The 24399-nt window shown below is 68.3% G+C and carries 24 protein-coding genes; 13 read left to right on the plus strand and 11 right to left on the minus strand.

Features of this window, described 5'->3' with window-relative positions; translation table 11 throughout:
• The coding region (locus tag PMI01_RS18855) for a leucyl aminopeptidase (RefSeq protein ID WP_007672545.1) at window positions 1–1227 on the minus strand (1227 nt) is incomplete at its 3' end.
• 241 nt (window positions 1228–1468) lie between these two features.
• Between PMI01_RS18855 and lptF the strand changes: the two genes are divergently transcribed.
• The 6 genes from lptF to rsmA all read left to right on the plus strand — a co-directional run bounded on the left by lptF (window position 1469) and on the right by rsmA (window position 9472).
• Entirely contained in the window at window positions 1469–2608 is a 1140-nt protein-coding gene (gene lptF / locus PMI01_RS18860) for an LPS export ABC transporter permease LptF (protein ID WP_007672547.1), read from the plus strand.
• Window positions 2605–3711, plus strand: coding sequence for an LPS export ABC transporter permease LptG (lptG, locus tag PMI01_RS18865; protein WP_007672549.1), 1107 nt, complete (start codon window positions 2605–2607; stop codon window positions 3709–3711). Before lptF ends, lptG begins: the two co-directional genes overlap by 4 nt.
• Window positions 3712–3739: 28 nt before the next feature.
• Window positions 3740–6199 (plus strand): LPS-assembly protein LptD, encoded by a 2460-nt coding sequence (locus tag PMI01_RS18870; protein WP_007672551.1) that lies wholly within the window; start codon window positions 3740–3742, stop codon window positions 6197–6199.
• A 75-nt stretch (window positions 6200–6274) separates the two neighbouring features.
• Window positions 6275–7624, plus strand: coding sequence for a peptidylprolyl isomerase (locus PMI01_RS18875; RefSeq protein WP_007672553.1), 1350 nt, complete (start codon window positions 6275–6277; stop codon window positions 7622–7624).
• Window positions 7621–8625 carry a 4-hydroxythreonine-4-phosphate dehydrogenase PdxA gene (pdxA, locus tag PMI01_RS18880; protein ID WP_007672555.1) on the plus strand — a complete coding sequence of 335 codons (1005 nt, stop codon included), beginning with the start codon at window positions 7621–7623 and terminating at the stop codon, window positions 8623–8625. The genes PMI01_RS18875 and pdxA overlap by 4 nt, the downstream gene beginning before the upstream one ends.
• A gap of 25 nt (window positions 8626–8650) precedes the next feature.
• The gene (rsmA, locus tag PMI01_RS18885; RefSeq protein WP_007672557.1) at window positions 8651–9472 is read left to right on the plus strand and encodes a 16S rRNA (adenine(1518)-N(6)/adenine(1519)-N(6))-dimethyltransferase RsmA; all 822 of its coding nucleotides are present in this window, start codon (window positions 8651–8653) and stop codon (window positions 9470–9472) included.
• Between the two features lie 10 nt (window positions 9473–9482).
• Here the strand turns inward: rsmA and PMI01_RS18890 are convergent, their stop codons facing one another.
• The 9 genes from PMI01_RS18890 to PMI01_RS18930 form a co-directional block, all read right to left on the minus strand.
• Entirely contained in the window at window positions 9483–9956 is a 474-nt protein-coding gene (locus PMI01_RS18890) for a T6SS immunity protein Tdi1 domain-containing protein (RefSeq protein ID WP_007672560.1), read from the minus strand.
• A gap of 17 nt (window positions 9957–9973) precedes the next feature.
• On the minus strand, window positions 9974–10618 hold the full coding sequence (gene gmk / locus PMI01_RS18895) for a guanylate kinase (RefSeq protein ID WP_007672567.1): 645 nt from the start codon (window positions 10616–10618) through the stop codon (window positions 9974–9976).
• Window positions 10608–11489: a YicC/YloC family endoribonuclease gene (locus tag PMI01_RS18900; protein WP_007672569.1), complete on the minus strand. Its 882-nt coding sequence runs from the start codon at window positions 11487–11489 to the stop codon at window positions 10608–10610. The genes gmk and PMI01_RS18900 overlap by 11 nt, the downstream gene beginning before the upstream one ends.
• 1 nt (window position 11490) lies before the next feature.
• Entirely contained in the window at window positions 11491–12621 is a 1131-nt protein-coding gene (gene mltG, locus PMI01_RS18905; RefSeq protein ID WP_007672571.1) for an endolytic transglycosylase MltG, read from the minus strand.
• Complete coding sequence (gene fabF / locus PMI01_RS18910) at window positions 12618–13898, minus strand: beta-ketoacyl-ACP synthase II (protein WP_007672572.1); 1281 nt, start codon at window positions 13896–13898, stop codon at window positions 12618–12620. Before fabF ends, mltG begins: the two co-directional genes overlap by 4 nt.
• A gap of 171 nt (window positions 13899–14069) precedes the next feature.
• Entirely contained in the window at window positions 14070–14309 is a 240-nt protein-coding gene (locus PMI01_RS18915) for an acyl carrier protein (RefSeq protein WP_007672577.1), read from the minus strand.
• Window positions 14310–14497: 188 nt separating this feature from the next.
• Window positions 14498–15238, minus strand: coding sequence for a 3-oxoacyl-[acyl-carrier-protein] reductase (gene fabG / locus PMI01_RS18920; protein ID WP_007672585.1), 741 nt, complete (start codon window positions 15236–15238; stop codon window positions 14498–14500).
• A gap of 89 nt (window positions 15239–15327) precedes the next feature.
• Window positions 15328–16272: an ACP S-malonyltransferase gene (fabD, locus tag PMI01_RS18925; protein WP_007672587.1), complete on the minus strand. Its 945-nt coding sequence runs from the start codon at window positions 16270–16272 to the stop codon at window positions 15328–15330.
• Between the two features lie 76 nt (window positions 16273–16348).
• Window positions 16349–16828 (minus strand): group II truncated hemoglobin, encoded by a 480-nt coding sequence (locus tag PMI01_RS18930; RefSeq protein ID WP_007672589.1) that lies wholly within the window; start codon window positions 16826–16828, stop codon window positions 16349–16351.
• 129 nt (window positions 16829–16957) lie between these two features.
• On the opposite strand from PMI01_RS18930, the gene PMI01_RS18935 reads away from it, so the two are divergent.
• From PMI01_RS18935 to PMI01_RS18945, 3 genes are all read left to right on the plus strand, one after another.
• A complete protein-coding gene (locus PMI01_RS18935; protein WP_007672590.1) occupies window positions 16958–17503 on the plus strand; it encodes a peroxiredoxin in 546 nt (181 codons plus the stop codon).
• Window positions 17504–17593: 90 nt separating this feature from the next.
• Window positions 17594–18715, plus strand: a complete 1122-nt coding sequence (locus PMI01_RS18940) for a helix-turn-helix domain-containing protein (protein WP_007672592.1) — start codon at window positions 17594–17596, stop codon at window positions 18713–18715.
• Window positions 18716–18787: 72 nt separating this feature from the next.
• Window positions 18788–19582, plus strand: coding sequence for a sterol desaturase family protein (locus PMI01_RS18945; RefSeq protein ID WP_007672595.1), 795 nt, complete (start codon window positions 18788–18790; stop codon window positions 19580–19582).
• 4 nt (window positions 19583–19586) lie between these two features.
• Here PMI01_RS18945 and PMI01_RS18950 read toward each other — a convergent pair whose 3' ends face one another.
• Window positions 19587–20234, minus strand: coding sequence for a hypothetical protein (locus tag PMI01_RS18950; protein ID WP_007672598.1), 648 nt, complete (start codon window positions 20232–20234; stop codon window positions 19587–19589).
• 266 nt (window positions 20235–20500) lie between these two features.
• On the opposite strand from PMI01_RS18950, the gene rpsF reads away from it, so the two are divergent.
• From rpsF to PMI01_RS18970, 4 genes are all read left to right on the plus strand, one after another.
• Window positions 20501–20881 carry a 30S ribosomal protein S6 gene (gene rpsF / locus PMI01_RS18955; RefSeq protein ID WP_007672607.1) on the plus strand — a complete coding sequence of 127 codons (381 nt, stop codon included), beginning with the start codon at window positions 20501–20503 and terminating at the stop codon, window positions 20879–20881.
• 15 nt (window positions 20882–20896) lie between these two features.
• The gene (gene rpsR / locus PMI01_RS18960; protein WP_007672610.1) at window positions 20897–21175 is read left to right on the plus strand and encodes a 30S ribosomal protein S18; all 279 of its coding nucleotides are present in this window, start codon (window positions 20897–20899) and stop codon (window positions 21173–21175) included.
• Between the two features lie 13 nt (window positions 21176–21188).
• On the plus strand, window positions 21189–21773 hold the full coding sequence (gene rplI / locus PMI01_RS18965) for a 50S ribosomal protein L9 (protein WP_007672613.1): 585 nt from the start codon (window positions 21189–21191) through the stop codon (window positions 21771–21773).
• Between the two features lie 176 nt (window positions 21774–21949).
• Window positions 21950–24382, plus strand: coding sequence for a TonB-dependent receptor plug domain-containing protein (locus PMI01_RS18970; protein ID WP_007672619.1), 2433 nt, complete (start codon window positions 21950–21952; stop codon window positions 24380–24382).
• Window positions 24383–24399: the final 17 nt, after the last annotated feature.

Raw genomic sequence — 24399 nt, forward strand, 5'->3', positions numbered from 1 at the left:
CATCCGCCACAGCGGCTCGCGCTCGGCCTTGCCCGCCGCGAGAAGTTTCTCGGACAAACCATCGTTATTGCTGAACAAACCACCCAGGTCATGACCCAGAGAAATGATGATCGCCCCGGTCAGGGTGGCCAGGTCGATCATGAACTTCGGCTTGAAACGGTCCTGGCAGTACCAGAGGGCGTCGGCCAGCACGAGGCGGCCTTCGGCGTCGGTGTTGATGACCTCGATGGTCTGGCCGCTCATCGAGGTGACCACGTCGCCGGGGCGCTGGGCGTTCCCGTCGGGCATGTTCTCGACCAGGCCGAGCACGCCGATGGCGTTGACCTTGGCCTTGCGGCCGGCCAGGGCGTGCATGACGCCGGTCACGGCGGCCGCGCCGCCCATGTCCCACTTCATGTCCTCCATGCCGTCGGCCGGCTTGATCGAGATGCCGCCGGTGTCGAAGCAGACGCCCTTGCCGACGAAAGCGATCGGCTGGGCCGACTTGTCGGCCGCGCCATACCACTTGATCACCGCCAATTGGCTCTCGCGGACGCTGCCCTGCCCGACGCCAAGCAAGGAACCCATGCCCAGCTTGGCCATCTGCGCCTCGCCGAGAATCTCGACCTCCAGGCCGAGCTTCTCCAGGCCCTTCACGCGGGCGGCGAACTCTTCCGGATGCAGGATATTGGCCGGCTCGGAGACCAGGTCGCGGCTGAACAGGATGGCGTCGGCGACGGCGTCCAGGCTGGCGAAGGCCTTCTGGGCCTTGGCGGGATCGGCGGCGGCCACCTTGACCACGGCGACCGACGGCTTCTTCTCGGCCTTCTCGGTGGTGCGGTACTTGTCGAAGCGGTAGGCCGCCAGCTTGACGCCGAACGCGGCGCGGGCGGCGGTCTCGGCGTCGTTGCCCAGCTTGAGGACCAGTTCGGTGACGCCCGAGGCCTTGACCGCCTGGTAGGCGTGGCCGGCGGCGACCTCGACCGTCTCGGGCTCGACCGCGCCGTCGCCGTCGACGCCGACCAGCACCACGCGGGCGGCTTCCAGGCCGGCCGGGGCGATCAGGTCCAGGGTCTGGCCCTTGGCGCCGGTGAAGCGGCCGCCGGCCACGGCGCGGGCCAGGGCCCCGCCGCTGGCCTCGTTGACGGCCTTGGCCTCGGGCGAAAGGGCGGCGGCCTCGTAGGCCAGGACCGCCAAGGCGGCGTTGGCGCCGGCCTGGGTGTCGGCGGGGACGAACTCGATACGCATGACGCGCTCCTGGAAACCGATGGAGCCCCAAAAGGACCTTCAGCCCGTTGGATTGGCGCAAACCAGGACCGAAGAAAAGCACCAATCGATCGCACCGGCGGCGGGACGGATCGCCGGACGCGGAGGCCGGCCACTTTGCCGCCTGACTTGAGCGGTTGTGCGCACGCGAACACGCCGTGTAGAAGGTGATCCTTCCCCGGAGCGCGCCACGCGACTCCGCTTTCCCCCGTGCCTGTCGTCGATGCGCCTGATCGAACGCTATCTCTTCCGCCAGCTCCTGGGCCCGACGCTGCTGGCGACGTTGGCCCTGGTGGCGCTTGCCTTGCTGGCGCGCAGCCTGTCGGAGTTCGACGTGCTGATCGAGCAGCGCCAGTCGGCCGCGGTGTTCCTGAAGATCATCGGCCTGGCCCTGCCCCAGCTGCTGGGCATGATTCTGCCGATCGCCCTGTTCGTGGCGACGCTGGTGGCCCTGAACCGACTGCACACCGAGCAGGAAATCGTCGTCTGCTTCGCCGGCGGCATGAGTCGCTGGCGGGTGATCTCGCCGGCCATGCGCCTGGCCGTGATGGCCACCCTGGTCTCGCTGGCCATGAGCCTCTGGGCCGCCCCCTGGAGCGCGCGGGCGATTCGCGAGACCTTCTTCGACATGAAGTCGGACCTGGCCTCGACCCTGGTGCGCCCGGGCGAGTTCACCGAGCCGGGCCCGGGCCTGACGGTCTACGCCCAGGTGATCGACCGTGACCAGATCATCCACAACCTGTTCATCCACCAGGAAAAACCCAACGGCGGCGCCGTCACCTACACGGCCCGCGAAGGCGTGATCGCCGAGCGCAAGGGTCTGCCGGTGCTGATCCTGCGCAAGGGCTCCAACCAGGAGTTCTCGCGGGCGGGCGTGCTGCAGTACCTGTCCTGGGACGAATATACCTTCGACCTGTCCTCGCTGTTCCAGACCGACGAACTGCTGCACTACAAGATCGGCGACCGCTATCCGCACGAGCTGTTCTTCCCCGACCTGCAACAGGAATGGGAGCAGCAGAACCGCGTGAAGATGCTGTCGGAAGGCCACTGGCGCCTGGCCAGTCCCCTCTACAACATGGCGATGATGGCGATGGCCCTGGCCGCGGTGATCGGCGGCGCGTTCAGCCGCATGGGCTATGGCAAGCGGATCGCCGTCGTCGGGGCCGCCGCCGCCGTGGTCCAGATCCTGGGCTTCGGCGTCAAGGCCGCCTGCGACAGCGACGTCTGGCTCAACGTGCTGCAATACGCCGTGCCGCTGGCCGCGCTCTGGTGGGGCCTGGCCCAGATCTTCCGCCAGAAGACCAACCGCTACATCGCGATCGACCATGTCGAGCCGTCCATGACTCCCCTGGGGGCCCGATGATCGCCGTTGGGATGATCGAGCGCTATGTGCTCAAGAAGACCCTGGCCTCGCTGGCCGCCGCCCTGGCGGTGGTGGCCGTGCTGGTCATGCTGATCGCGTTCGTCGACATCTCCAAGAATGTCGGCACCCGCGCCGAGGTCGGCTTCAGCGAACTGCTGTTCCTGACCGTGCTGCAGGCGCCCGCGACGATCCTGGTGCTGACGCCGTTCATCTTCCTGTTCGGCACCCTGGGCGCTTTCGTCGGCCTGAACCGTCGCAGCGAACTGATCGCCATGCGGGCGGCCGGCGTCTCGGCCTGGCGGTTCATCATGCCCGCCGCCATCGCCGCGTTCATCATGGGCCTGCTGACCGTCAGCCTGCTCAACCCGCTGACCGCGGCGATGAGCGCCCAGTTCGAAACCTCGCGCAACGCGATGATGGAGAACTATCTGAAGTCGGCCCCCAAGGGCCTGTGGCTGCGACAGGGCGACGAGAAGACCCAGATCGTCATCCGCGCCCGGGCGCGCGACCAGGCGACCGACGGCGCGGTGCGCCTGCGCGGGGTGTCGCTGTTCATCTACACGGTCAGCCCCAACGGCAGCCTGCAGTTCTCGCGCCGCATCGAGGCGGCCGAAGCCCGGCTGGAGCCCGGCTTCTGGCGCCTGACCGGGGTTCGCGAAGCCATGCCCGGGGCCGGGGCGATCCGGTCCGACAGCCTGTCGATCCCGTCCGATCTCGATGACCGCACCGCGTCGGAGCGGTTCAACAATCCCCAGGCCATCGCGATCTGGCGGCTGCCCGAAACCATCAAGCGCACGGACGCGGCCGGCTTCTCGTCGATCCCGTTCCGCCTGCGGCTGCATCAGGTGCTGGCCACTCCGCTGCTGTTCGCGGCGATGTCGGTGCTGGCCGCGGCCTTCTCGCTGCGCCTGATGCGCCTGGGCGGGCTGGCGGGACTGGCCGGGGCCGGGGTCACGCTGGGCTTTGGTTTCTTCTTCTTTAACGAGTTATGCGGCGCTCTGGGCAAGGCGGACGTGCTGACCCCAGCGATGGCCGCCTGGACACCGCCGGTGGTGGCGCTTTTGGCGGGTTTGACGCTGCTTTGCTATACCGAGGATGGTTGAGTCTGTGTCGCCGGGATCGAGGTCGTTGATGATGGAGCTTCGCTGGGGGGCGAAAAGCACGGGACGCGCTGTCCTGTTGGCGGGGGCCGCTTGGCTGGCCCTGGCCTGCACGGCGCAGGCGCAGCAGCCGCTCGTCACGATTCCCGCCACGCCCGCCCCCTCCCCGGCGGTCGACGACGGCCTGGGCGACACCGGCTACTATCTCGAATCCGACCTGCTGATCCGCGACGACGCCAATCAGAAGATGATCGCCCGCGGCGACGTCGAGGCCCGCTATCAGGGGCGAACCCTGCGCGCCGACGAGGTGGTCTACGACACCAAGGCCGACGTGGTGACCGCCCATGGCCACGTGACCCTGATCAACGCCGACGGCACGGCGCAGTTCGCCGACGACATGACCATGGACAAGGACCTGAAGGCCGGCTTCGCCCGCGGCTTCTCGGCCCGCCTGGACAAGAACATCAAGATCGCCGCCGACAGCGCGATCCGCCGCAGCGACACAATCCAGGAGCTGAACCAGGCGATCTACACGCCCTGCGAGGTCTGCGCCGAAAAGCCCAAGCCGACCTGGAGCATCGAGGCCGACAAGGTGGTGCAGGATAAGAAGCGCCACCTGGTCTATTACCACGGCGCGACGATCCGCATGTTCGGCGCGCCCCTGATGTACCTGCCGGTGTTCTGGCACCCCGATCCGCAGGCCCAGCGCAGCTCCGGCTTCCTGACGCCGAAGCTGGGCGTCTCCAAGCGGCGCGGCGTGTCCTACCAGCAGCCCTATCTCTTCGCGATCTCGCCGTCTCAAGATCTGGTGCTAACCCCCCAGATCAACGCGAAAGTTAACCCGTTCCTCAACGCCCAGTACCGCAAGCGGTTCTATTCCGGCGCGATCGACGTTCGGGCCGGCGGCACCTACGACAAGGACTTCGACAACCACGGCGACCGGTTCGGTCAAGCCACGGCCAAGAGCTATATCCTGGCCCGGGGCCTGTTCGACATCGACCAGAAGTGGAAGTGGGGCTTCACGGCCGAGCGGGCCTCGGACGCCCTGATCTTCGACGATTACGACATCAACGACGTCTACCAGACGCGCGGCCAGTTCACCGGCGACGACCATCGCCTGATGTCGCAGATCTACACCACCCGCCAGGACAAGCGCTCCTACTTCTCGGCCTCGGTGATCTCGGTGCAGGGCCTGCGGGTCGTGGACGTCGATCGCGCCACGGGCCTGGGCAACAAGTTCGAGAACAGCGGGGCCTTCCCGCTGATCGGTCCAATGCTCGAAGGGCGCTGGGAGCCTGAATCCCACGTCCTGGGCGGCCGGCTTCGCCTTCAGGGTTCAGGCGTGATGCTCAACCGCTCGGAGTCGCAGTTCGGCGAGCCGCCCTACAACTACCTCGACTACAAGGGCAAGGACGGCGTCGACAGCGTTCGCGGCACCCTGCAGGGCGACTGGCGCGCCAGCCTGGTGATGGGCCCTGGCGTGCGGATCGAACCCTTCGCCCAGGCGCGCGGCGATGCCTACAAGGTCAGCGACGTCTTCCTGCCGGTCACCGCCATGACGGCGGGCGACACCACCAACATCAACTCCTCGCGCGCCCTGGGCGTCGTCGGCGTCGACCTGAGCCTGCCGCTGTATCGGCCGCTCAAGAACGGCGGCAGCATCGTGCTCGAACCCCTGGTCCAGCTGGCCGCGGGCTCCAACAGTTCGCGCGTGCCGATCATCGTGGCGCGCGGTCCCGCGACCGCCGCCTATCCCGAAGGCGTGCCGATCTATTTCAACGAGGACAGCACCAACTTCGAGCTCGACGAAACCAACCTGTTCGACGTCAACAAGTCGCCCGGCTTCGACCTCTACGAGGGCGGCACGCGGATGAACGTCGGCGGACGGGCCACCGTGAAGCTCGGTGACGGTCGCGGCGGCAGCCTGCTGGTCGGCCGCAGCCTGCGCACCAAGGTCGATCCGCTGTTGCCGACCCGCGCGGGCCTCGACCAGAAGGCTTCCGACTGGGTCGTGGCGGCCACGATCACCCCGATCCGCGGCGTCAACGCCTTCACGCGCGCCCGTTTCGACGACGACAGCGGCAAGCTCAACCGCATCGAGGCCGGTCTCGACGCCTCGGTCTCGCGCGGCTTCGGCTCGGTCCGCTACCTGCGTGACAACAAGGACACCTCGGGCCTGCGCCAGGAGAATCTGGACTTCGTGGGCGACTACAAGATCAGGGAAAACTGGGGCGTCACCGCCCTGGGCCGTCTTTCCTACCAGGACGGCGCCGCCTTCCCGGTCAACGGCCTGCCATCGAAGAGCCAGTGGTCGTGGACCCGGCGCGATCTGGGCGTCTATTACAAGGACGACTGCATCCGCATCGACGTGATTTACCAGAACGAAGACCGCTATACCCAGACAACGAGCGGACTGCAGTTGAAGTCGGATGAGTCCGTCGTGCTGCGCCTAACGCTCGCCACATTGGGCGACACACTGTACAGCGATTAGAATGGCATCGCGTCGGGGGACGCGCGCATAAGCGCGCGCCTTCCTTTGGACGCGTCTAGAGGAACGACAATACCGATGCGGTCTGCGCGTAGCGTGACAAAATTGGCGGCCAGCGCCGCTTCCATCCTCGCCTTGACCGTGGCGAGCCTCGGCCTGCCGGCCCTGGCCCAGGAAGCCCCTCCCGTGGTCGGCGCAGCTCCGGCCGCGCCAGCGGCTCCGCGCGCCAATCCCCTGTCGGAGAGCGTCGCGGCCGTCGTCAACGACGACATCATCTCCAGCTATGACCTGATGCAGCGCATGCGCCTGCTGATGGTCACCTCGGGCATGCAGCCGACCCAGGAGAACCTGCCCCAGCTGGAGCAGGAAGCCCTGCGGTCGCTGATCGACGAGCACGTCCAGATGCAGGAGCTGCGTCGGGTCGAGAAGGCTCAGAAGATCACGATCATCTCGACCGACAAGGAAGTCGACGAGCAGATCGAGGATATCGCCAAGGGCAACAACATGAGCGGCCAGCAGCTGACCCAGCAGCTGGCCGCCCAGGGCGTGGGCATCGACACCTGGCGCGCCCAGATCCGCGCCGACAGCAGCTGGCAATCCTGGATCCAGGGCCGCTACGGCTCGCGCCTGCGGATCGGTGACGACCAGGTCAAGGCCTTCGAGCGCCGCCAGGCCGACGCCGCCAGCAAGCCGCAGTACCAGGTCAGCGAAGTGTTCATCGACTCGGTGCGCGTCGGCGGCATGGACACCGCCCTCAACGGCGCCAAGCAGCTGGTGAGCCAGATGCAGCAGGGCGCGCCCTTCCCCGCCGTGGCCCGCCAGTTCTCGGCCTCGCCGACGGCGGCCAACGGCGGCGACGCCGGCTGGGTCGGGCTGGGCGAAATGCCGCCCGAGGTCGACGCGGCGCTCGAACAGCTGCGCCCCGGCCAGCTGTCGGCGCCGATCCCGGTGCGCGACGGCGTCTACATCATCTATCTGCGCGAGAAGCGCTCGGGCGCCAAGGCGGCCCTGGTCGACCTCAAGCAGGTCGCCGTGGCCCTGCCCAAGGACGCCAGCCAGACCCAGGTCGACGCGGCCAACAAGGTCCTGCTGGACCTGAAGCCGAAGATCGCCAATTGCGAAACCCTCGAAGCCACGGCCGGCAAGGTCGACGGCGTGGTGGCCGGCGACCTCGGCGAGGCCGAGATCACCGACCTGGCCCCCGCGTTCCAGGAAGCGGCCAACACCCTGAAGGTCGGCCAGATCTCCGATCCGATCCGCACCGACGCCGGCCTGCACCTGATCGCGGTGTGCGGCAAGCGCCAGTCCGGCGGCGCCGCCCCGACCCACGACCAGATCGAAAATCGTTTGCGTGGTCAGCAACTTGCGCTGATCTCTAAACGTTATCTCCGCGATCTGCGCAATTCGGCGACCATCGAGACCCGGTGAAGACAACAGCCCTCGCCCTGAGCGCCGGCGACCCGGCCGGCATCGGCCCTGAAATCATCGCCAAGGCCTGGGCGGCCCTGCGCGCGGACGGGCCGCCGTTCATGGTGGTGGGCGACGCCCAGTTGCTGGCCTCGGCCGGCGGCGGGGTCAAGGTCCGGCCCGTGGTCAGCCCGGTCGAGGCGATGCGGGTGTTCGCCGAGGCCCTGCCCGTCCTCGACATCCCGCTGCAGGCCCGCGTGGTTTCCGGCAAGCCGTCCAGCGCCTACGCCGCCCAGGTGATCCGCTGGATCGAGACCGGGGCGGGCCTGGCCCTGTCAGGCGCGGTGGCCGGCCTGGTCACCGCCCCGATCGCCAAGGCCCCGCTCTATGACGCCGGCTTCGCCTTTCCCGGCCACACCGAGTTCCTGGCCGAGCTGACCCATGTGGGCGAGCGCCAGCAACCCCACGGCCCGATCATGATGCTGGCGGCCCGCGACCTGCGCGCCACCCTGGTGACCATCCACACGCCCCTGGCCGCCGTGCCCGCCGCCCTGAGCATCGACGCCATCGTCAACGCCGGACGGGTGACGGTCGAGGCGCTGCGCACCGACTTCGGCGTCGCCGCCCCGCGCCTGGCCGTGGCCGCCCTCAACCCGCACGCCGGCGAAGGCGGGGCGCTGGGCGGCGAGGAGGCGGCGATCATCGAACCGGCGGTCCGGACTCTTCGCGGCCTGGGCATCGACGTCAAAGGCCCCGCCCCCGCCGACAGCCTGTTCCACGCCGAGGCCCGCACGACCTATGACGCGGTGCTGTGCATGTACCACGACCAGGCGCTGATCCCGGTGAAGATGCTCGACTTCTGGGCCGGGGTGAACGTCACCCTGGGCTTGCCGATCGTGCGCACCTCGCCCGACCATGGTACGGGTTTCGACATCGCCGGCCGTGGCCTGGCCCGCGCCGACAGCCTGATCGCCGCCATCCGCCTGGCCGCCGAGATCGCCGAACGCCGCGCCGCCGCCTGATCCGCCTTTCTCGAGTTCCGAACCGATGTCCCTCGCCGACCTGCCCCCCCTTCGCGAGGTCCTCGCCGAGCACGACCTGCTGGCCAACAAGAGCTTTGGCCAGCACTTCCTGCTGGACCTCAACATCACCCGCAAGATCGCCCGCCTGGCGGGCGTGGGCGAAGGCGACACGGTGATCGAGGTCGGCCCCGGTCCCGGCGGCCTGACCCGGGCCCTGCTGGAGACCGGCGCGCGGGTGGTCGCCGTCGAGATGGACCGCCGCTTCCTGCCGCTGCTGGAAGATCTCGCCGTCGCCGCCGACGGCCGGCTGACCATCGTCCAGGGCGACGCCCTGAAGGTCGACATGGCCGCCATCGCCGGCGGCCCGGCCCACATGGTCAGCAACCTGCCCTACAATGTCGGCACGCCGCTGCTGATCAACTGGCTGACGGGCCCGTTCCGGCCGCTGTCGATGACCCTGATGTTCCAGAAGGAGGTCGCCGACCGCATCGCCGCCGACGTCGACGACGACGCCTATGGCCGCCTGGCCGTGGTCTCCCAGACCGTCTGCAGCGCCAAGGTGGTCATGGACCTGCCGGCCCGGGCCTTCACCCCGCCGCCCAAGGTGGCTTCCGCCGTGGTGCGGCTGGTCCCGCTGGAGCCGGCCCCGGACAAGGCCATGGTCGCGGCGCTGGAGAAGGTCACGGCGGCGGCGTTCGGTCAGCGCCGCAAGATGCTGCGCTCCAGCCTCAAGGGGCTGGGCGGCGGGGCGCTGTGCGAGAAGGCCGGGATCAATCCGGACGCCCGGGCCGAGACGATTCCGGTCGAGGGGTTCCAGGCGCTAGCGCGGGCGGTGATGGCGGGCTGAGGCTCGGCTTTCAGTCGGAGACGGTCAGTCGCACAGTCGAACCGTCCTCCAGATCGCGAATCTGGCGATGAAGGTCTCCGGATAGGCCGAAATGCTCCGCCGCCGGAACCGGCTTGAAGTTCTCCGGCACGTATTTCCCCTCCGCGAAGATCGGATAGATCGCGTAGGTGAAACACTCTCCAGGCGCGGGACGCTTGCCGTCCGCATGCAGCAAGCCGACGAGTTCGGGCAGAAACCAGTCGGCGTGACTTTCGCCCATCAACCGCTCGCGAAACTGATCCTGATCAGTCGCCACGACCGTGACCTCTGCGGTTCCCGTATTCAGCCAAGCCACGCTGTCCGGCCTCTGGATGAAAACGTCGCCCCAGATCGAAAACAGGATCGGCGACCAGTCCTCGCCGAGTAGCCAAGCCCACGATAACCGCAAGGTTTGCACGGCCTCGTCATCGGGGGTGAAGGTGAGCTCAGACCAACCGATCGCCATGGCCCCTCCCTCGCTCGCTAGATCTCTTCCTTCAGCAGATCCTGCACCAGATCGCCGATCCACGGGTTCCGCGCCCGCTTCTGCCGCTCGGCGTGATAGATGTGGGCTAGGTCCGAATAGGCGCGGTCGAAGTCGTCGTTGAGGATCACGTAGTCGAACTGCTCCCAGGCGGCGACCTCGTCCTTGGCGCGGGCCAGGCGCTGGTGGATGACCGCTTCGCTGTCCTGGCTGCGGGCGTGCAGGCGGCGGCTCATCTCGGCCAGGGACGGCGGCAGGATGTAGACCAGCACGCTGTCGGCGCCGGCCTGCTTGTGGACCTTCATCGCGCCCTGGAAGTCGATGTCGAACAGCACGCTCTCGCCGCGCTCCAGCGCCTCCATGATCGGCCCGCGCGGGCTGCCATAATGGTTGCCGTAGACCTCGGCGGACTCGAGGAATTCGTCCTTCAGCTTCATGAGCGCGAATTGCTCCTGGCTGACGAAGTGGTAGTCGCGGCCGTCGTGCTCGCCCGGACGCGGGTCGCGGGTGGTGGCGCTGATCGACAGGTGCAGGTCGTTGTGGTCGGCCACCAGGCGGCGGGTCAGCGAGGTCTTGCCCACGCCCGAGGGGGCCACCACCATCAGCAGCAGGCCGCGGGTCTTGTGGGCGGGCTTATTCGACATTCTGAACCTGTTCCCGGAACTGCTCGATCGTCGCCTTCAGGTCGAGACCGTGGGCGGTCAGCGCGGTCAGCGCCGACTTGCTGCAAAGGGTGTTGGCCTCGCGCATGAACTCCTGAGACAGGAAATCCAGGCGGCGGCCGGCCGCGACGTCGCCGCCCATCAGGGCCCGCGCGGCGGCCACGTGGCTGGCCAGGCGGTCGAGTTCCTCGCGGACGTCGGCCTTGACCGCCATGGCGGCGGCTTCCTGCACGATGCGCTCCTGCGAGGCCGCCTCGCCGATCAGGTCGACCAGCTTGCGCTCATAGCGCTCCTTGAGCACGGCCGGCTGCCCGGCGGCCGCCTGGGCGGCCAGGTCGGTCAGGGTCTCGATGCGGTCCACCGCGCCGGTCAGGATCGGGGCCAGGGCGGCCCCCTCCTCCAGGCGCGCGACCTTCAGCCCGTCCAGGGCCTGGGCGATGGTCGCGGCCATGGCGGCCTCGACCTGGGCGCGGTCCTCGGCCTCGTCCTCTTCCTCGCGGACGTCGATGACGCCGCGCAGGGCCAGCAGGCCGTCGAGGCTGGGCTTGGCGACCATACCGGTGGCCACATAGGGCGACCCGGCCTTCAGATAGCGTTCCAGCACCTCGACATTGATCTGGGTGGTCCCCAGGGCCTCGGCGCGCTTGGCCTGCAGGTTGACGGTCAGCTGGCCACGCTGGAAACGGGCCTGGGCGCCGTCGCGGGCCGCCTTGTCGAGCCCCTCGAAGCCCGGCGGGCCCCGGAAGCGGGTCTCCAGGTTGCGGCCGTTGACGCTGCGCGCCTCCACCGCCCACGACCAGGCTCCGTGCGAGCCCTCGACGCGGGCGAAGCCGGTCATGCCTGAAAGCGCCATCCTAACCTCCGGCCAGCGGGGTCTTGGCCGCGGCGGCTTCGGCGGCCTTGGAACGCTCGACCTGGCGCCACTTGGCGACATTGCGCTCGTGTTCCTCGTAGGTCGAGGCGAAGACGTGGCCGCCGGTGCCGTCGGCGACGAAATAGAGCTCGTTGGTCTTGGGCGGATCCAGCACGGCGGCCAGGGCGGCGCGCCCCGGATTGGCGATCGGGGTCGGCGGCAAGCCGTCGATCAGATAGGTGTTGTAGGGCGTCTGGCGCTGCAGCTCCGACAGCAGGATGCCCCGGCCCAACGGACGGCCACGGGTCAGGCCGTAGATGATGGTCGGGTCGCTGCCCAGCCGGATGCCGCTGCGCAGGCGGTTGATGAACACCGCCGCCACGCGGGGACGCTCGCTGGCCAGGGCGGTTTCCTTCTCGACGATCGAGGCCATGGTCACGGCCTGGTCCTTGGTCGCGAACGGCAGGCCCGGCTGGCGCTTGGCCCACAGCGCGTCGAGCAGTTCGTCGCGGTCGTCCATCATCCGCTGCAACACCGCCCCACGGTCCTCGCCGCGCTGGACCTGGTAGGTCTCGGGCAGGATCGAGCCCTCCGGCGGGGTCGGCACGGTGCCGGTCAGCACCGGCGAGCGCATCAGGATGTCGACCACCATGTCGGAGGTCAGGCCCTCGGCGATCGTCACCTGGTGGCGGACGATCTTGCCGTCGCGGATCTTGCCCAGCACCTGGCGCAGCGAGGCGCGCGAGGGAAACTCGTACTCGCCGGCCTTCAGCTTGCGCGCCGCCCCGGTGGTCTGGGCGGCAGTCAGGAAGATCGAGGACGAGCGGATCACCCCGGCCTGTTCCAGGCTGGAGGCGATCTCCGGCAGGCTGGCCCCGCGCCGCAGCACGACGTTGGTGACGTCGCCCGACCGCGCGTCCGGACCTGGCCCCTGATAGACCCACAGCCCCCCCAGCACCGCCAGCATGGCGACGAGGCCGAGGATGGTCAGCCCTCCCGCGCCCATGGCGACCAGCCGACGGCCGATCGAGGCGGACTCGCGCCGCCGGGTCCCCGTCTTGCGGGGAGCCTGGCGCGGCGCGGGCGCCTTGCGGGGCGGCGTCCTCTTGGCGGGAGAGGGTTTGCGGCTCACGAGACTTTGCGGAACACGACGGAGGCGTTGGTGCCGCCGAAGCCGAAGCTGTTGGACACCGCCACGTCGATCTTCATCGGCACGGCCTTGTTGGGCGCCAGGTTCATCGCGACCTCGACGTCGGGATTGTCGAGGTTGATGGTCGGCGGCGCGATCTGGTCGCGGATGGCCAGGATCGAGAAGATGCCCTCGATGGCCCCGGCCGCGCCCAGCAGGTGGCCGGTCATCGACTTGGTCGACGACATCACCACGTTCTTGGCGTGGTCGCCCAGCAGGCGCTCGACGGCCTTGGCCTCGATGCCGTCGGCCATGGTCGAGGTGCCGTGGGCGTTGACGTAGTCGATATCGGCCGGGGTGATGCCCGCGTCCTTGATCGCCGCCGACAGGGCCCGGAAGCCGCCGTCGCCGTCCTCGGAGGGCGCGGTGATGTGATAGGCGTCGCCCGACAGGCCGTAGCCGATCACCTCGGCGTAGATCTTGGCCCCGCGCGCCTTGGCGTGCTCGTACTCTTCCAGGACAAGAGCGCCGGCGCCCTCGCCCATCACGAAGCCGTCGCGGTCCTTGTCATAGGGACGCGAGGCCTTTTCCGGGGTGTCGTTGAAGTCGGTGGAGACGGCGCGGCAGGCGATGAAGCCGGCGATGCCGACCTTGCAGACGGCCGCCTCGGCCCCGCCGGCCACCATCACGTCGGCGTCGCCGTACTTGATCAGCCGGCAGGCGTCGCCGATGGCGTGAGCCCCGGTGGCGCAGGCGGTGACCACGGCGTGGTTGGGGCCCTTGAAGCCGTAGCGGATCGAGACCTGGCCCGAGATCAGGTTGATCAGGGCCGAGGAGATGAAGAACGGGCTGACTCGGCGCGGGCCCTTGGCTTCCAGTTCCAGGGCGGTGTCGGCGATGGTCGACAGGCCGCCGATGCCCGAACCGAGAATCACCCCGGTGCGATAGCGGTCTTCCTCGGTTTCCGGGACCCAGCCCGAATCCTTCACGGCCTCGTCGGCGGCGGCGATGCCGTACAGGATGAAGTCGTCGACGCGCTTCTGGTCGCGCGGGCTCATGGTCAGGTCGGGATCGAACGCGCCCTCGACGTCGGGCCCGCCGCCGCCGCGTCCGTCGACCCGCGGCACTTCGCAGGCCACCTTGCAGGCGTAATCGGTCGGATCGAAGGCCGAGATCGTGTTGGCGCCGGACTTGCCGGCCAGGATGTTCTTCCAGGTGACATCGACGCCCTGACCCAGGGGGGTCAGAAGGCCTAGTCCGGTGACGACGACTCTACGCATGGATCACTCCCAACCTTCGTATCGCGGACATATGGGGATACTGGACGAATCCGGAGCTCCCCGATGCCGCGAATCTCGGCCACATACGAAAACCGCCGCGCGCACGATGGCAAGAGCCCGTGCGACGCGGCGGTTGATAGTCCTGTTCGCGACTCTTGCGAACCCGACGCCTTAGGCGCCGGTCTTTTCCGTGATGAACTTCACGGCGTCGCCGACCGTCTGAATGTGCTCAGCGGCGTCGTCCGGAATTTCGATGTCGAATTCTTCTTCGAAAGCCATCACCAGCTCGACGTTGTCGAGGCTGTCGGCGCCCAGGTCGTCGATGAAGCTGGCCTTCTCGGTGACCTTTTCCGGGTCGGCATCCAGGTGCTCGATGACGATCTTGCGCACGCGCTCGAGAATGTCGGACATTCTGTTAGTCCCTCGTTTTGAATCTTGCAGTTCCGCGGGCGGTTTCGGCGAACCTGCGCCCCCCACGGGAATTGTCGGGCCACCGCCTATCACGTTCCTTTTCGGGTGACTAGCGGCTGTACTCTTTAGAAATCAGGGCTTTTGCCTTTCCAAGCAGAAAGGCGGCGAGCCCAGGAAAAGCTGGGCCGTCAGATCATGGCCATGCCGCCGTTGACGTGCAAGGTCTGACCCGTGACGTAGCCGCCCTGGTCGCTGGCCAGGTAGACGCACGCCGCGGCGATATCGCTGCCCTCGCCCAGCCGGCCGGCGGGGATGGTCGCCAGGATGCCGGCCTTCTGCTGCTCGTTGAGGGCGTCGGTCATCGGGCTGGCGATGAAGCCGGGGGCCACGCAATTGACCGTGACGTTGCGGCTGGCCAGTTCCTGGGCCAGGGCCTTGGAAAAGCCGATCATGCCGGCCTTGGAGGCGGCGTAGTTGGTCTGGCCGGGATTGCCGGTGACGCCGACGATCGAGGTGATGCCGATGATCCGGCCCGAGCGGCGCTTCATCATGCCCTTGGCGGCGGCCCGCGACAGGCGGAAATAGCCTTCCAGGTTGACCTTGATCACGGTCTCCCAGTCCTCGTCCTTCATGCGGACGATCAGGCCGTCGCGGGTGATGCCGGCGTTGGCGATCACGATGTCGAGCGGCGCGCCGGCGGCCTCCTCGGCCTTGGCGACTAGGCCGTCGACCTGGGCGGCGTCCGACAGATTCGCGGCCACGAACGAGACACGCTCGCCAAATTGCGCGGCCAGCTCGGCCAGGGCCGATTCGCGGGTGCCGGAGAGCACGACATGGGCACCCTGGCCGTGCAGCGCCTTGGCGATGGCCCCGCCGATGCCGCCCGTGGCGCCGGTGACGAGGGCGGTCTTGCCGGTGAGATCGAACATTTTTGCAGGTCCCTTCTCCGCCCGTTCCGGAGCCGGAAGTCGAGGCGGCGATTCAGCTTGGGTCCCGGCCTTCGCCGGGATGAGCGGGTTTAAACGGTCTTGGCGAAGGCTTCGAGGTCGGCCGGGCTGTTCAGCGGAACGGCTTCGGCGTCCGGGGCGATCCGCTTGGCCATGCCCGACAGCACCTTGCCGGCCCCGGCTTCGGCGAAGCGGGTCACGCCGCCTTCGGCCGCCAGCCAGGTCATGCTCTCGCGCCAGCGCACGCGGCCGGTGACCTGTTCGACCAGCAGCCTGCGGATGACATCGGGGTCGTGGACCGGCGAAGCGGTGACATTGGCCACCAGCGGGGCGCGCGGGGCGATGATGGTGGTGCGGGCCAGGGCCTCCTCCATCTCGTCGGCGGCCGGTTGCATCAGCGGGCAGTGGAACGGGGCCGAGACGTTCAGCGGGATGGCCCGCGCGCCCAGTTCCTTGGCCCTCTCGATGGCCTTGTCGACGGCGGCCTTGTCGCCGGAGATCACCACGTTGCCGTTGTTGTTGTCATTGGCCACGACGCAGACCCCGACCTCCGAACCGGCCGCGGCGGCGGCCTCGGCCAGGGCCAGGTCGGTCTTCGGGCCGATCAGCGAGGCCATCGCGCCCTCGCCCACCGGCACGGCGCGCTGCATGGCCTGGCCGCGCAGCTTCAGCAGGCGGGCGGTGTCGGCCAGGGTGATCGCGCCGGCGGCGGCCAGGGCGCTGTATTCGCCCAGCGAGTGGCCGGCCACGAAGGCCGCGCGGTCGATCCCGACGCCGAATTCCTTTTCTAAGGTCCGCGACACCGCCAGGCTGACGGCCATCAAGGCCGGCTGGGCGTTCTCGGTCAGGGTCAGGTCGCCCTCGGGCCCCTCGACCATCAGCTTGAACAGCTTCTGGCCCAGGGCGTCGTCGACCTCCTGGAAGACCTCGCGGGCCGCGGCGAAGGCCTGGGCGAGATCGGCGCCCATGCCGACCGTCTGGCTGCCCTGGCCCGGGAAAATGAAAGCGATGCTCATGAAGCTCGCGCCTCTTTCTATAGATTCAGGCGCGGAGGGTTAGGCCATCGAACGCGGGGCGGCAAGTCAGCCGAGGTCAGCCCAGCCAGGGCCCGCCCGGCGGACCCCAGCCCCAGACCGGCATCGGCGGGTCGTCGGTCGGCGCGGTCACGCCCTCGGCCGAGTTGATCACCGCCAGCCGCGTGCCCCACTCCAGATAGCCTACGAAGGCGGCGCGGAACTCCGGATCGGCGGGCAGGCCGACCGCGTCGGCGGTGTCGAGCATCAGCGCCACCCAGGCCCGGCGCTGGGCCTCGGTCAGGTGACGGCCCAGATGGTGGCCGATCATCGCGGCGTGGCCGCCGCCGGCCTGGGTGTAGGCCTTGGGACCGCCGAACACCTCGGTGACAAAGGCCGCCACGTGCTCGGCGTGCCGGGGGTTCATGCCGGCGAACACCGGGGCCAGGACCGGATCGTTCGGCACGGCCGCGTAGAAGGCCTCGAACAGCGCCCTGAACCGTTCCGGCCCGCCCGCCCAGGCCGCCAGGGTGGGAACTTCCGTCTCGCCAAGCGCCATCGAGCGCCTCCCCTCGTCGTTCTTGTGGTCGCCACAGACCTAGCGACGCAGGATGCCGTTTGGAAGGCGGGAGAATGGGGTTATTCAAGCGGAGCGGCGCGGCCGCGCCTCTTCCGCTGGAGTCTTCGCATGCAACGCCTGCTTACCGGTCTCGCCCCCACGCTCGCCCTGTGCGCGGCCCTGGTCGCCGCCTCCCCCGCCTTGGCCGCCCTCAAGGTCGGCGACAAGGCCCCCGATTTCACCGCCCCCGCCGCCCTGGCCGGCAAGGACTTCAACTTCACCCTGTCCAAGGCGCTGAAGAAGGGTCCCGTGGTGCTCTACTTCTTCCCGGCCGCCTATACCTCGGGCTGCACGGCCGAGGCCCACGAGTTCGCCGAGGCGACGCCCGAGTTCGAGAAGCTGGGCGCCACGGTGATCGGCGTCACCGCCGGCAACGCCGACAAGATCAAGGACTTCTCCAAGGAGCATTGCCGCGACAAGTTCGCGGTGGCCGCCGCCCCGGCCGGCCTGGTCAAGACCTATGACGTCGCCCTGCCGATGCCGGGCGGCTGGTCCAACCGCACCTCCTACGTGATCGCGCCCAACGGCAAGATCCTGCTGGCCTACACCGACAGCAATTTCGCCGGCCACGTCGGCAAGACGATGGACGCGGTGAAGGCCTACAAGGCCAAGTAGAGGGACCGAAACGGATTTCGGCCAACCTCTTTCGAAATCGGCGCGCGACGGGGGCTTCGGCCGGGCCGTCGCGCGCCTAGGATCGCGGCCATGGTCGATCTGGTTCTTCTCGAAACCCTGGCGCGCGGCGTCGCCGTCGGCGGCTTCGGCGTCACCGGCCTGGCCCTGGTGATGGACCGCCGGCCGACGCCGGCGCGCTGGGTCGGCGGGCTGTTCTTCGCCTGCGCCATCGCCCATGTGATCGACGGCTTCAGGCTGGACGGCTCGACCCACGCCACACCGGTGATCTGGGCGATGTCGGTGGCGACCACCGGCCTGTTCTGGACCCTGGCCTACGCCCTGTTCGCCGACGAGCGGCGCTTCTCGCCCCACCGTCTTTGGCCGGCGGTCGGGCTGGTGGTGTTGTGGGCGCTGGCCCGGTTCATGCCGGAGGCGATCTGCCGGCCCTTCTGGCTGGTCTTCAACCTGGCCTCCGTGGGCCTGGTGCTGCACGCCCTGCTGGTGATCTGGCGCGGCTGGCGCGGCGACCTGGTGGTCCAGCGCCGCCGACTGCGCGGACCGGTGATGATCGCCGCCGCGGGCTACATCCTGCTGCTAAGCGCGCAGGACGTGGCGTGGGTGACGGGCCTGCCCTGGGTCTACGCCTCCGGCCTGTTGCAAGCCGGCGCGCTGGCCGGCCTGGCCGTCGCCGGAGCCGCGGCCCTGCTTCGCGCCGAGCCCCTGCTGGTCGAGGCGCCGATCGCGGCCGGTGGATCCGCGCCTCCGCCCCCCGCGCCCGCCCTGGACCTCACGCCCGCCGACCGCCTCGTCCTGGCCCGATTGCAAACCGCGATGGACGAAAACGAGGTCTGGCGCGGCGAGGACCTGTCGATCGCGGCCCTGGCGGCCCTGGTCGGCGCGCCCGAGCACCGTCTGCGCCGGCTGATCAACGGCGTCCTGGGTCATCGCAACTTCGCCGACTACGTCAACGGCCGTCGCATCGAGGCGGCCAAGACGGCCCTCGCCGATCCCGACCTGGCCCTGAAGTCGGTCTCGACGATCGCCTACGACCTGGGCTTCGCCTCGCTGGGTCCCTTCAACCGCGCCTTCCGCGCCGCGACCGGCGTCACCCCGTCGGCCTGGCGATCGGCCAAGACGCCCGCCTCGACCTCGCCCCATCTGCGGCTGGTCGAAACCGCCGATCCCGCGCCGAAAGCCGACAAATCCGCCTGATTTCGCGATCGGCGCGACAACGCCCCGCCCCGCGCCCTTCCTTGGAACGTCATCCATCCGAGGAAATTCCCAATGCTTTCGTTCCTTGCCCCCTTCGCCGAGAGCTGGCTGAGCTCCACCCTGACGGACGTCACCCGGTACGTGATCTTCGCGGTCGGCGTCTGGCTGGTCCTGTGGGGCGTCCTGGCGATCCCGCTGGCCAACCGCAAGATCCGCGACAGCGCGCCGCCCGCGCGGCAGCTGATGATCGAGTTCGTCTGCTCGATCCGCTCGATCATGATCTTCTCGACGGTCGGCCTGCTGACCTTCGGCCTGTTCCGCGCCGGCCTGCTGCCGGGCCCCTACATCGCCCGGAGCCTGGGACCGGTGTGGTTCTGGACCAGTCTGGTCCTGATGGTCGTCGCCCATGACGCCTGGTTCTACTGGACCCACCGGCTGATCCACGACCGCCGGCTGTTTCGCGCCTTCCACCGGCGTCATCACCGGTCGAACAATCCCTCGCCGTTCACCGCCTACAGCTTCGACCTGGGCGAGGCGGCGATCAACGCGCTGTTCGTGCCGCTGTGGATGATCCTGGTCCCCACCCAATGGCCAGTCGCGGGCCTGTTCATGCTGCACCAGATCGTGCGCAACACCCTGGGCCACAGCGGCTACGAGCTGTTCCCCGCCCGGCGCGACGGGCGACCGCTGTTGCCCTGGCTGACCACGGTGACCCACCACGACCTGCACCATGCCCAGGCCGGCTGGAACTACGGCCTCTACTTCACTTGGTGGGACAGGATGATGGGCACCGAGAACCCGGACTATCTGAAGCGCTTCGCGGCGGCGGTGCGGCGGCCCAAGGCCCTGGAGCCGGCTGCCGCCTGAAGGCCTACCAGGTGCTGCGGACCAGCTTGACCATCAGGCGGCCGTCCTGGACCCGCTCGTCGGCGGTGCGCAGGCTGACGGTGAACTCGGCGGGGATGTCGAAGGGTCGGGTCAGGCTGACGTCGAAGCCCTCCTCGCCCGTCGTGCCGCCGCCCAGGGCGATCGATCCGACCTGGCGTCCGTCCAGGGTCAGCGCCGAACGCAGGTTGGCGCGGGTCACCGGCGCGGCGCGCTTGGTCACATCGACGGGCGCCACGGCGTTCATGTCCACCGAGACGCTGACATAGTTGGTCCGGGGCATGAAACCGAAGCCGAACAGTCGCGACATCGACGAACGCACACCGGCCTCACGCTGGTTCCAGGACGCGCCGAGGGCCAGCGCGCGGGGGCTGGGTCCCTGGTCCGTCTTGGCCGCCAGGTCGAGGTTGAAGTCGTAGGTCGGGCTGTCGAGATTGCCCGCCACCTTGGCGACGAAAGTGGCCTTTTCCCCGTCGGTGGACAGGTCCAGCGGCAGGGCCGCGGAATAGCCCTGGAAACGGCCGTCACTACCCCAGACCGACAGGTCCGGCTTGCGCACGATGTCGCCGGCCAGCGCCGGCCCGGCCATGACCACCACGAGCGCCGCGATCAAGGATGACGTTCGAAATCCCATGCTCGCCCGATAGCATGACCCGGCGTCAGACCAAAGAGGCCAGGCGCGCATTTGTATGATATTGCGATGACCGCCGCCGGATCGGGCGCCCGCAGGGTTTCCTTGCCTTGCCGCGCCCTTTCCGCTATTAGCGCGCCCTCTCACGGATGGCGGTCTTGCACGCAGCCCCACGGGGTCGGGATTTCCCGCTCGGCATGCAGGATCCATCGTGGTCGACGGACTTCCGCCGTTGCTCACGCCGCCTTCCAAGCCGGAAGAAGGAAAACATGGCGTTCTACGAACACGTGGTCATCGCGCGGCAGGACATCTCGCCGCAACAGGCCGAAGCTCTGAATGAGCAACTCAAGGCCCTCCTGGAAGAAAATGGCGGTCACATCGCCAAGATCGAATACTGGGGCCTGCGTAACCTCACCTATCGCATCAAGAAGAACCGCAAGGGCCACTACTCCCTGCTCGCCATCGACGCTCCGGCCCCGGCCGTGAAGGAGATGGAACGTCAGCTGCTGATCAATGAAGACGTGCTGCGCTTCATGACCATCCGCGTCGAAGAGCTGGACCTGGAACTGTCGCCGGTTCTGGCCCGTCGCGACCGCGAACGTGGCGAGCGCACCGAGCGCCCGCGCGACGACTTCGCGCCGGCCGCGTAAGGGAGAAGAGAGATCATGACCGATACGACTGCTCCCGAAGCCCCCGCTGGCGCTCCCGCCGGCGCCGGCGCTCGCCGCCCGTTCTTCCGCCGCCGCAAGGTGTGCCCGTTCTCCGGCGCCAACGCCCCGAAGATCGACTACAAGGACGTCAAGCTCCTGCAGCGCTACGTTTCCGAGCGCGGCAAGATCGTGCCGTCGCGCATCACCGCGGTGTCGGCCAAGAAGCAACGCGAACTGGCCAAGGCCATCAAGCGCGCCCGCTTCCTGGCTCTGCTCCCCTACGTCGTGAAGTAAGGGAGACACCACGATGAAAGTTATCCTGCTCGAACGCGTCGAAGGCACCGGCGTCCTCGGCGACGTGGTCTCGGTGAAGGACGGCTTCGCCCGTAACTTCCTGCTGCCGCGTCACAAGGCCCTGCGCGCCAACTCGGCCAACCTGAAGTCCTTCGAAGTTCAGCGCGCTGAAATCGAAGCTCGCAACGTCAAGAACCGCGAAGCCGCCGGCAAGTCCGGTGAAGGCCTCGACGGCAAGCAGTACGTGATGATCCGTCAAGCCGGCGAAAGCGGCCAGCTGTACGGTTCGGTCGCGGGCCGCGACGTCGCCGACGCCATCAAGGCCGAAGGCGGCAAGGTCGATCGCTCGATGATCGTCCTCGACAAGCCGATCAAGACGCTTGGCGTTCACGAAGTGAAGGTGAAGCTGCACGCCGAGGTGACCGTCACGGTCACCCTCAACATCGCGCGCAGCCAGGACGAAGCCGATCGCCAAGCGCGCGGCGAAAACGTCGTCGCCGCTCAGTTCGAAGAAGACCGCGCGGCCGAGGCCGAAGCGGCTTCGGACATGGCGGCCGGCGGCGCCGGTTCGTTCGAAGGCGACCACTACGAGTCCTAACGGCCTCGGGTCACCGACCGACCTCAAGGAAACGGCGCGGAGCAATCCGCGCCGTTTTTCTTTTGCCGCTTTGACACAATCGTCATTTACGACGGGTGCGAATACGCGCTCTCTACCCCTGTAACTCGCGTGTGAAGCGTAAAGCGCGGCACGCAAGAACGAGGGGAATGGAAACCATGCACCGTCGCCACCTTCTGCTGGCCGCCGTCTCGGCCGGCGCGCTCCTGCAACTTCCCGCCATCGCCGCCGCCCAGGACCAGGCCGCCGACCAGACTCAGGTCGAGGAACTGGTCGTCACCGGCACCCGCACCCCGGGCCGCACACGCCTCGACACCATCGCGCCCGTCGACGTCATCGGCGCCCAGGCCCTGGCTCGCCAGGGCAACGGCGCGGAGCTGGCCCAGGCCCTGGCCAACCTGACGCCCGCCATCGATTTCCCGCGTCCGGCCATCACCGACGGCACCGACCACGTTCGTCCCGCCACCCTGCGCGGCCTGGCGCCCGACCAGACCCTGGTGCTGATCAACGGCATGCGCGGCCATGTCGGCGCCCTGGTCAACATCAACGGCTCGATCGGCCGCGGCTCGACCGCCTTCGACCTCAACACCATCCCGACGGTCGCCGTCGAGCGGGTCGAGGTGCTGCGCGACGGGGCCTCGGCCCAGTATGGCGCCGACGCCATCGCCGGGGTCATCAACCTGCGCCTGCGCGAGGCCCGCAGCGGCGGCGGCGTAACGCTGAACTACGGAATCTACGACACCGACTACAAGACCGCGCGGGGCAAGCACGACGCCCACGACGGCCTGACCGAGTCGGCCTCCGCCTGGGTGGGCCTGCCGCTGGGCGCCGAGGGCTTCCTGACGGTGACCGGCGAATATCTGAACCGCCATCCGACCAACCGTTCGGACTATGTCGACCTGAACGCGGCCCCGAACTACGGCCGCAAGGTGGTGCTCGGCCGCTACGGCGATCCCAAGCTGGAGAGCAAGGCGGTCTATCTGAACGCCGGCCTGCCGGTGAACGAGACCTGGACGCTGTACAGCTACGGCGGCTACCAGCGCCGCGACACCGAGGCCGCGGCCACCGCGCGGACCTACAACAACTCCAACAACGTTCCGGCGGTCTATCCGGGCGGCTTCCTGCCGATCATCGCCACCAAGATCGACGACTACAACATCGCCGGCGGCGTCAAGGGCGAACTGGCCGGTTTCAAGACCGACCTGGGCGTCACCTACGGCAAGAACAAGCTCGAATACACGATCAAGAACACCATCAACTCGACCTTCGGCGCGGCCTCGCCGCGCACCTTCAAGGCCGGCGGCCTCGACTACGACCAGTTCCTGGTCAACCTCAACATGAGCAAGGGTTTCGACCTGGGGCTCATCGAGCCGACCAACCTGGGCTTCGGCCTGGAGTACCGCAAGGAAGGCTTCTCGGTGCACCAGGGCGAGCCGGCCTCCTACACCAAGGGGCCGCTGAGCGGCGCGCCGGTGTCGCAGGGCTTCGGCGGCTTCCGGCCGTCGAACGTCGTGGACAAGTCGCGCCACAACGTCTCGGCCTATGTCGATCTCGAAGGCAAGCTGACCGAGCGCCTGTCGTTCGACGCCGCCGGCCGCTACGAGGACTATTCGGACTTCGGCTCGAAGGTCACCGGCAAGCTGGCGGTCCGCTTCGACGTCGACGACGCCCTGGCCATCCGGGGCGCCATCTCCAGCGGCGTCAAGTCGCCGGCCCTGCAGCAGCAATACTTCAGCTACACGGCGACCAACAACGTCGCCACGCCGACCGGGTCGATCCTGGTGGAGTCGGGCACCTTCACGGTCGACAGCCCGATCGCCGTGGCCCTGGGCGCCAAGCCGCTGAAGCCCGAGGAGTCGATGAACTATTCGGCCGGCATCGTCTTCCACACCGGCCCGTTCGAACTGACCATCGACGCCTATCAGATCGACATCGACGACCGCATCGTGCTGTCGGAGAACCTGCCCAACCCGTCGACCCCGGCGGCGACGGCGGCGGTGATCAACGCCCTGCTGGCCCCCTACGGCGTCAGCGCGGCGCGCTTCTTCCTCAACGGCGTCGAGACCCGCACGCGGGGCGTCGACATCGTCGGGCGCTACAAGCTCGAGACCGAGACGGCCGGCCGCTACGACTTCACCGTGGCCGCCAACTTCAACGGCACCGACGTCAGGAAAACGCCCAGCCTGCCGACCATCACCAATGTCAGCCAGCCGCCGTTCCTGTTCGACCGCGGCAACGTCCTGACCTACGAACAAGGCACGCCCAACCAGAAGTTCGTGTTCAACACCGACTGGAGCCTGGGCGATTTCGGCGTCACCGCCAAAGCCACCTATTACGACAGCGTCCTGGTGCCCAACAACAACCCGACGCTGGACTACGAGACCGGCCACCGCACGATCGTCGACCTGGAAGGCCGCTACAAGCTGGGTTCGGCGGGCCTGGCGCTGGGCGTCAACAACCTGTTCGACCAGTACCCGCGCGAGACCCCGCTGGTGATCAACTCGCCCAGCGGCTCGATCGGCTTCCCCAGCTACTCGCCGTTCGGCTTCAACGGGCGGTTCCTGTACGCGCGGGTGAGCTACAACTGGTAGGGTGACCTAGCGTCAAC

Source organism: Caulobacter sp. AP07 (genome assembly GCF_000281955.1).
GTDB lineage: Bacteria > Pseudomonadota > Alphaproteobacteria > Caulobacterales > Caulobacteraceae > Caulobacter.

What these genes read in the sequence shown, in the direction of transcription:
- PMI01_RS18945 (WP_007672595.1), top strand. Translation starts at nt 18,788, where the DNA reads ATGCTTTCGTTCCTTGCCCCCTTCGCCGAGAGCTGGCTGAGCTCCACC.
- rpsF (WP_007672607.1), top strand. Translation starts at nt 20,501, where the DNA reads ATGGCGTTCTACGAACACGTGGTCATCGCGCGGCAGGACATCTCGCCG.
- PMI01_RS18940 (WP_007672592.1), top strand. Translation starts at nt 17,594, where the DNA reads ATGGTCGATCTGGTTCTTCTCGAAACCCTGGCGCGCGGCGTCGCCGTC.
- PMI01_RS18870 (WP_007672551.1), top strand. Translation starts at nt 3,740, where the DNA reads ATGATGGAGCTTCGCTGGGGGGCGAAAAGCACGGGACGCGCTGTCCTG.
- fabG (WP_007672585.1), bottom strand. Translation starts at nt 15,238, where the DNA reads ATGTTCGATCTCACCGGCAAGACCGCCCTCGTCACCGGCGCCACGGGC.
- rplI (WP_007672613.1), top strand. Translation starts at nt 21,189, where the DNA reads ATGAAAGTTATCCTGCTCGAACGCGTCGAAGGCACCGGCGTCCTCGGC.
- PMI01_RS18900 (WP_007672569.1), bottom strand. Translation starts at nt 11,489, where the DNA reads ATGGCGCTTTCAGGCATGACCGGCTTCGCCCGCGTCGAGGGCTCGCAC.
- rsmA (WP_007672557.1), top strand. Translation starts at nt 8,651, where the DNA reads ATGTCCCTCGCCGACCTGCCCCCCCTTCGCGAGGTCCTCGCCGAGCAC.
- fabF (WP_007672572.1), bottom strand. Translation starts at nt 13,898, where the DNA reads ATGCGTAGAGTCGTCGTCACCGGACTAGGCCTTCTGACCCCCCTGGGT.
- PMI01_RS18930 (WP_007672589.1), bottom strand. Translation starts at nt 16,828, where the DNA reads ATGGCGCTTGGCGAGACGGAAGTTCCCACCCTGGCGGCCTGGGCGGGC.
- PMI01_RS18890 (WP_007672560.1), bottom strand. Translation starts at nt 9,956, where the DNA reads ATGGCGATCGGTTGGTCTGAGCTCACCTTCACCCCCGATGACGAGGCC.
- gmk (WP_007672567.1), bottom strand. Translation starts at nt 10,618, where the DNA reads ATGTCGAATAAGCCCGCCCACAAGACCCGCGGCCTGCTGCTGATGGTG.
- PMI01_RS18950 (WP_007672598.1), bottom strand. Translation starts at nt 20,234, where the DNA reads ATGGGATTTCGAACGTCATCCTTGATCGCGGCGCTCGTGGTGGTCATG.
- PMI01_RS18875 (WP_007672553.1), top strand. Translation starts at nt 6,275, where the DNA reads ATGCGGTCTGCGCGTAGCGTGACAAAATTGGCGGCCAGCGCCGCTTCC.
- PMI01_RS18935 (WP_007672590.1), top strand. Translation starts at nt 16,958, where the DNA reads ATGCAACGCCTGCTTACCGGTCTCGCCCCCACGCTCGCCCTGTGCGCG.
- lptG (WP_007672549.1), top strand. Translation starts at nt 2,605, where the DNA reads ATGATCGCCGTTGGGATGATCGAGCGCTATGTGCTCAAGAAGACCCTG.
- lptF (WP_007672547.1), top strand. Translation starts at nt 1,469, where the DNA reads ATGCGCCTGATCGAACGCTATCTCTTCCGCCAGCTCCTGGGCCCGACG.
- PMI01_RS18915 (WP_007672577.1), bottom strand. Translation starts at nt 14,309, where the DNA reads ATGTCCGACATTCTCGAGCGCGTGCGCAAGATCGTCATCGAGCACCTG.
- fabD (WP_007672587.1), bottom strand. Translation starts at nt 16,272, where the DNA reads ATGAGCATCGCTTTCATTTTCCCGGGCCAGGGCAGCCAGACGGTCGGC.
- rpsR (WP_007672610.1), top strand. Translation starts at nt 20,897, where the DNA reads ATGACCGATACGACTGCTCCCGAAGCCCCCGCTGGCGCTCCCGCCGGC.
- PMI01_RS18970 (WP_007672619.1), top strand. Translation starts at nt 21,950, where the DNA reads ATGCACCGTCGCCACCTTCTGCTGGCCGCCGTCTCGGCCGGCGCGCTC.